Annotated in this window: 8 protein-coding genes; 5 read left to right on the plus strand and 3 right to left on the minus strand. The window is 65.2% G+C overall.

Features of this window, described 5'->3' with window-relative positions; all coding sequences use genetic code 11:
• Positions 1-580: P1 family peptidase (locus MOV74_RS32790; protein ID WP_246931134.1), on the plus strand; the 580-nt coding region annotated here is incomplete at its 5' end.
• A 49-nt stretch (positions 581-629) separates the two neighbouring features.
• Positions 630-842: a KTSC domain-containing protein gene (locus MOV74_RS32795; protein ID WP_246931135.1), complete on the plus strand. Its 213-nt coding sequence runs from the start codon at positions 630-632 to the stop codon at positions 840-842.
• 13 nt (positions 843-855) lie between these two features.
• On the opposite strand, the gene MOV74_RS32800 is transcribed toward MOV74_RS32795, so the two are convergent.
• Positions 856-1,494, minus strand: coding sequence for an EF-hand domain-containing protein (locus tag MOV74_RS32800; protein ID WP_246931136.1), 639 nt, complete (start codon positions 1,492-1,494; stop codon positions 856-858).
• On the opposite strand from MOV74_RS32800, the gene MOV74_RS32805 reads away from it, so the two are divergent.
• Both MOV74_RS32805 and rpe read left to right on the plus strand, forming a co-directional pair.
• Positions 1,493-1,891 carry a hypothetical protein gene (locus MOV74_RS32805; protein ID WP_246931137.1) on the plus strand — a complete coding sequence of 133 codons (399 nt, stop codon included), beginning with the start codon at positions 1,493-1,495 and terminating at the stop codon, positions 1,889-1,891. The two genes, MOV74_RS32800 and MOV74_RS32805, sit on opposite strands and share 2 nt — an antisense overlap.
• Positions 1,888-2,589 (plus strand): ribulose-phosphate 3-epimerase, encoded by a 702-nt coding sequence (gene rpe / locus MOV74_RS32810; protein WP_246931138.1) that lies wholly within the window; start codon positions 1,888-1,890, stop codon positions 2,587-2,589. The genes MOV74_RS32805 and rpe overlap by 4 nt, the downstream gene beginning before the upstream one ends.
• Before the next feature lie 290 nt (positions 2,590-2,879).
• Here the strand turns inward: rpe and MOV74_RS32815 are convergent, their stop codons facing one another.
• A complete protein-coding gene (locus tag MOV74_RS32815) occupies positions 2,880-3,056 on the minus strand; it encodes a hypothetical protein (protein ID WP_246931139.1) in 177 nt (58 codons plus the stop codon).
• Positions 3,057-3,140: 84 nt separating this feature from the next.
• Here MOV74_RS32815 and MOV74_RS32820 point away from each other — a divergent pair, with 84 nt between their 5' ends.
• Positions 3,141-3,299 carry a hypothetical protein gene (locus tag MOV74_RS32820; RefSeq protein ID WP_246931140.1) on the plus strand — a complete coding sequence of 53 codons (159 nt, stop codon included), beginning with the start codon at positions 3,141-3,143 and terminating at the stop codon, positions 3,297-3,299.
• Between the two features lie 25 nt (positions 3,300-3,324).
• Here MOV74_RS32820 and MOV74_RS32825 read toward each other — a convergent pair.
• Positions 3,325-4,079 (minus strand): universal stress protein (locus MOV74_RS32825; protein ID WP_246931142.1); only part of this gene is annotated, 755 nt, incomplete at its 5' end.

Raw genomic sequence — 4,079 nt, forward strand, 5'->3', positions numbered from 1 at the left:
CGCGCTCGGCAGCGTCGGCGCGGGCCTGGGTGCCACCACCGCCACCTTCAAGGGCGGAATCGGTTCGGCGTCGGCCGTGACCGCGAACGGCATCAAGGTCGGCGCGATCGTGGTGGTGAATGCGGTCGGCAGCGTTACTGTCGGCAACGGCCCCTGGTTCTGGGCCGCACCGTTCGAGGAAAACGGCGAGTTCGGCAGGCGCGGCCTGCCGTCAAGCTTCACGCCCGACATGCTGGCGATGCGTATCAAGGGCGGTCCGGCCGCGAGTGAGCGCGAGAACACGACGATCGGCCTTGTCGTCACCGACGCGATTCTGAGCAAGGCACAGGCCAAACGGCTCGCGATGATCGCCCAGACCGGATTTGCACGCGCGATCTATCCGGTGCACGCTCCACTCGACGGCGACGTGCTGTTCGCCGCGGCCACCTGCGAGAAGCCGATCGAGCCGCTGGTTGAGCTCACCGAACTCGGCATGGTCGCCGCCAACGTGGTCGCGCGCGCTATTGCAAGCGGCGTGTACAACGCGATCGCGCTGCCATTTCCGGGGGCGCAGCCGGCGTGGAAGGACAAATTCGGTTAGAAACGAAACGGCGGATACGGCGTTACCTGGCAGGCCAAGGTTTACCGCCATGCCGTCTTCCGTGATCCGCTTCTTTCGCTATTCGCCCGACACGCGCGAGCTGAAGGTGACCTTTGTCAGCGGACGCCTCTATGTCTACGAGGACGTTCCGCCCGAGGTCGCCGCCGCGTTCAGGGACGCGCGCGCAAAGGGGACGTTCTTCAACCACGAAATCCGTGACCGGTATGTCTATCGTGACATCACGCACGAGTATGCCGGCTAATCTCGGATGCCGCTCACACGCTCATCGACATGGACGAGCCGGCCGCCGCCGGGGCGCTTTGCCCCTGCCCGCCTTGCCGCTGCATCAACTGCGCGAACAGATCATAGGCCGAATTACGGGGACTGGAGGTGCCCGGCACCGTCGTCGACATCTTGAAGCCGTCGGCATAGGTGACGGTCGTCGTGGTCGAGCCGTCGGCAGCTGTCGTCGTGGTCGAGGTCGATCCGCCCTTCGACTTCGACGAGGAATCCGATCCATCGCCCGAGCCGCCGGCACCTTGCGCGTGATGATGTCCGTGGTGGCCGCTCTTCAGCGCCTTCGACATCTCGTCAAGGCTGACGCTGCCGTCGGAGTTCGCATCGAGCTTCGAGAACACGTTATCGGCCTGCGCGAGGTTGGTGCCGCCGGCGCCCAGCGCGTCCTCGAACTCGGACTTGGTGATGCTGCCGTCGCCATCCGCATCGATCTGCGAGAACAGATCCTTCAGCGCAGCCTCCCGGCCCTTCGACGCCGAGGACGACGAATTCGACGAGGTCGAGGTCGCCGAACTGTTCGCGCCGTCGGTGGACTGGCTCTGCGCCGCGAGCAGCGCGCTCATGGTCTCCGGCGCGATCTGTGGGGGGCTGCCTGAGCTGACCAACGAGGTCGTCATGCTGCCCGTGCTGTCGATCGCGAACGGATTGGTTGCGCCTTGCGAAGATCCCGCCTTCTGCGCCGACGAAGACGACTTCGAGTTCGTCAGCGACTGGATCGCGTCGAGCGCGCTGGATACGGCGCCAAGGGCCAACAACATTGCACAACTCCAACCGATGCGGCATGCCGCCGCCAATGTTCTGTCGGGTAACGTCAGCAAGCGTCATGCCAGCGCAAAAAGTTCAATGAAATCCGCAGCCGCCGCGGCTTGGATGGCCCGGGAACACCGGCAATTCGTGCCGGTCGCGGCAGAAATTTCCGCCCACAGGAAGCACGCCTCCCCTGCATTGCCCGCCACGGAGGCCCATGTTAGGCGAGGCCATCTTTCACGGCCGCCACGGGAAATCGCGCCATGACCCAAGCCTTCGCCCCCCGCCCCCTGGCAATCGCGCCCTCGATCCTGGCTTCGGATTTCTCCAGGCTCGGCGAGGAGGTGCGCAGCGTGGACGCCGCCGGCGCCGACTGGATCCATCTCGACGTCATGGATGGTCACTTCGTTCCCAACATTTCCTACGGCCCCGACGTCATCAAGGCGATGCGCCCGCACACAAAGAAGGTGTTCGATGCGCATCTGATGATCTCGCCCTGTGACCCCTATCTCGAGGCGTTTGCGAAAGCCGGCTGCGACCACATCACCGTGCATGCGGAAGCCGGTCCCCATTTGCACCGCTCGCTGCAGGCGATCCGCGCGCTCGGCAAGAAGGCCGGCGTCTCGCTCAATCCCGGCACGCCGGTCAGCACGCTCGAATACGTCCTCGACCTCGTCGACCTCGTGCTGGTGATGTCGGTCAATCCGGGCTTCGGCGGCCAGGCCTTCATTCCCTCCGCCATCGGCAAGATCCGCGATATCCGCGCGATGACGGCGGGACGTCCGATCGACATCGAAGTCGACGGCGGCGTCGGCGCCGACGTTGCGGGCGCGCTCGCCGCGGCGGGCGCCAACGCCTTCGTCGCCGGCACATCAGTGTTCAGGGGCGGCACGCAGGAAGCCTACAAGACCAACATCGCCGCGATCCGCAACGCTGCGCTAGGGGCCCGCGGCGAAGCGATTTGAACTGGATCAAGCGGCGCAGCCGGACGGCGGAAAATCCCGCGGCTTTTACGGGTGTTGCAACGCGCGACGCCTAAAATTGCACTCTTGATCCGTACTCATCCGGACTTCACTGATTCGCGCAAATCACCGCAAGTGACTCCTGCTTGCTTTTGACGGGAGCACATCATGACGACGACCCTGGTTTGGACTGGCGTAGCGTTGTGGTTAGGGTTCAATGCGGCGATTGCGGCTCGCAGCTTCTACGTGGCGCGACCGGTGAAGGTCGTGGCTTCTGCTCGCATCATCCACCTTCATCGTCGCCGGGGCTGAGCGCCATGCAGATCGCACTCGTGAAGCGCCAGCTGAAGCGCAGGTGCCGGATCCCGCGCCGCCCGCATCCAGGCCTCGACTATTTTTTCGGCCGCCTCGAGCGTGCCGATGGCGCGCCCGACGACGATGTCCGGCTCGACAATTCGGACCTCGATCATTCGTTTTCCTCGCAGCGACGACACTGAGACTTCCTTTTCCGGACCCCTCCCATGAAACCGCACTGCCCGAACTGCTTGAAGGAAATGACCAAGGCATCCGCCTCGCGCAACCTGTTCAATTGCGAGCCTTGCCGCGAGATCATCCAGTATTTTGGCGGCAGCGCGGATCACGGCGAGCCCGGCCCGCATTTCTCCTGGCCGATCCGCCGCAAGCGCGTCGCCCACACCGCTCACGCGGCCTAATCCACTTCTCAAGTCGGCAGGCGGCCTATCCCGGCTCTTCGCCTGCATCGGGCTCGCGGACTTCCCCGGCCATCCGCGGCGGCCGCACCACGGTGACGGTGCAGGCCGCTTCCGCGGCCACCTTGGCCGAGACGCTGCCGAGCAGCATGCGTCTAAACGAGCCCTGCCGCGCGCCGATGATGACATGGTCGACCTGGTTAGCCTCGGCAAATTCCAGGATCGCGGCAGCGGGATCGACCGCCTCCAGCACATGAGCCGACAGCCGGCTCTCGTCCAATTTGAGCGGCGTCGCCCAATGCCTGAGCGCCACCAGACGGTCGATATGCTTGTTCGATCCCTGCTCGTCCAGCGTCCGGTCGATCGCGATCCGGTTCAGCTTGAGCACGTTGACGCAGGCAAGCCGCGCCGACGGCAAGGTGGCGAGGATGCGCTCGGTGGTCACGCGTAGCGCCTCGTTCAGCTCCGGTGCGCCTTCCACCGTGTCGAGCGCGACAGCGAGGATCGGGCTCGACGCGATTTGGGCGGCGACATCCGATTTCGCGCGCGGCGCCATGACGCCCTGGTTGAAGCGGCGGCGCCATGCGACGCCGAGGGAGTCGCGTTTGATCCGCTCCGAGCGCGTGGTGAGCTTGACCTGGTCCGGATGGGCGAGATCGAAGGCGAGCTGGGACGCCGTCGGATAGCGCCACACCGGCTCGATCTCGAGACAGCGCAACACCACCTCCTGAAGCCAGGGCGGATAGTCGGCGCGGAGCGTGCGCGGCGGGTACGGATCGCGCC

Source organism: Bradyrhizobium sp. SHOUNA76, from assembly GCF_023006445.1.
Lineage (GTDB): Bacteria > Pseudomonadota > Alphaproteobacteria > Rhizobiales > Xanthobacteraceae > Bradyrhizobium.

What these genes read in the sequence shown, in the direction of transcription:
- MOV74_RS32795 (WP_246931135.1), top strand. Translation starts at nt 630, where the DNA reads ATGCCGTCTTCCGTGATCCGCTTCTTTCGCTATTCGCCCGACACGCGC.
- MOV74_RS32805 (WP_246931137.1), top strand. Translation starts at nt 1,493, where the DNA reads ATGCTGCCCGTGCTGTCGATCGCGAACGGATTGGTTGCGCCTTGCGAA.
- MOV74_RS32800 (WP_246931136.1), bottom strand. Translation starts at nt 1,494, where the DNA reads ATGACGACCTCGTTGGTCAGCTCAGGCAGCCCCCCACAGATCGCGCCG.
- rpe (WP_246931138.1), top strand. Translation starts at nt 1,888, where the DNA reads ATGACCCAAGCCTTCGCCCCCCGCCCCCTGGCAATCGCGCCCTCGATC.
- MOV74_RS32815 (WP_246931139.1), bottom strand. Translation starts at nt 3,056, where the DNA reads ATGATCGAGGTCCGAATTGTCGAGCCGGACATCGTCGTCGGGCGCGCC.
- MOV74_RS32820 (WP_246931140.1), top strand. Translation starts at nt 3,141, where the DNA reads ATGACCAAGGCATCCGCCTCGCGCAACCTGTTCAATTGCGAGCCTTGC.